Source organism: Alkaliphilus peptidifermentans DSM 18978 (assembly GCF_900101495.1).
Lineage (GTDB): Bacteria > Bacillota > Clostridia > Peptostreptococcales > Natronincolaceae > Alkaliphilus_C > Alkaliphilus_C peptidifermentans.
Genome location: NZ_FMUS01000073.1, coordinates 1 through 1325, shown reverse-complemented (window position 1 = coordinate 1325; position 1325 = coordinate 1). Strand labels below are relative to the sequence as shown.

Genomic DNA, 1325 nt, shown 5'->3' with positions numbered 1-1325 from the left:
AGAGCTCTTGAAGTAATTTCTAGTGAAACAGACTTTATTCAATCTGAACTCTATAAAAACAGCATCAAGTTTTCCAAACGTAATTCCGGTATTCTCTATTATGACTGTACTAATTATTTCTTTGAGATTGAACAAGAACATGGTCTTAAGCAGTATGGGTATTCTAAGGAACACAAGCCTAATCCCATCGTTCAAATGGGTCTCTTTATGGATGGGGATGGCATTCCTCTTGCTTTTGGTATCTCTAAGGGCAATACTAATGAACAGCTCACTTTAAGGCCTTTAGAACAAAAAATTCTTGATGATTTTAAGCTTTCTAAATTTGTTGTGTGTACTGATGCTGGTCTTGCTTCCAACGATAATAGGGTTTTTAATGACCAAGGCCAGAGGGCTTTCATCACCACTCAATCTGTTAAAAAACTTAAAAAGCACCTCAAAGCGTGGGCTCTTTCCAATGAAGGATGGCACTTAAGCTGCGACAACAAACTCTATGATATCTCTGTTATTGATGAAGAGAAGTTTATCGATAAAACCTTCTTTAAGGAAGTTTGGATTAAGGAAGATGGCTTGGAACAAAAGTTGATTGTCACTTATTCCATCAAATATAGAGATTATCAAAGGAAGATTAGAAATTCTCAAATTGACCGTGCTGTTAAAGTCATTGAAACTAATCCTTCTAAGCTTAAAAAAAGCCACCAGAACGATTTCAAGCGCTTTATTGAAAAAACTAGTGTGACTACTGATGGTGAAGTCGCTGAAAAAGACCTTTATAGTCTTGATTTAGAAGTGATTGCAAACGAAGAAGCTTATGATGGCTTTTACGCGGTATGCACCAACTTGGAAGATGAGGCTGCTGAAATTATCAAGGTTAATCACAGACGCTGGGAGATTGAGGAATGCTTTAGAATTATGAAAAGTGAATTTAAGGCAAGACCCGTATACCTCACAAGAGACGATCGTATTGAAGCGCATTTTACAACATGTTTCTTAGCAATGGTGCTCTACAGATATCTTGAAAAACGCTTAGACAGTAAGTTTACCTGTTCTGAAATCGTACGGGGGTTAAGGGACATGGATTTTTATGAAATTCCTGGTGAAGGATATATCCCAACCTATACTCGAACAGATTTTACAGATGCTCTTCATGAGGCTTTTGGCTTCAGAACAGACTTTCAAATCATTAAAAACAACCAGATGAAAAAAATTTTTAAAGACACGAAAAGATAAAAAAAGTACGCAATTTTCAAATACATAAACAAAGCTTGAAGCCTAGTTTTTACAATAGGTTTCAAGCTTATTTCTTTTCTCAACTGTCAAAGATGGGA

General features: G+C 36.1%; 1 protein-coding gene. It reads left to right on the top strand.

The genetic code is table 11. The features are described 5' to 3' along the window. Window positions 1-1227 (top strand): IS1634 family transposase (locus BLP68_RS21335; RefSeq protein ID WP_091547767.1); only part of this gene is annotated, 1227 nt, incomplete at its 5' end. Between the last annotated feature and the right edge of the window lie 98 nt (window positions 1228-1325).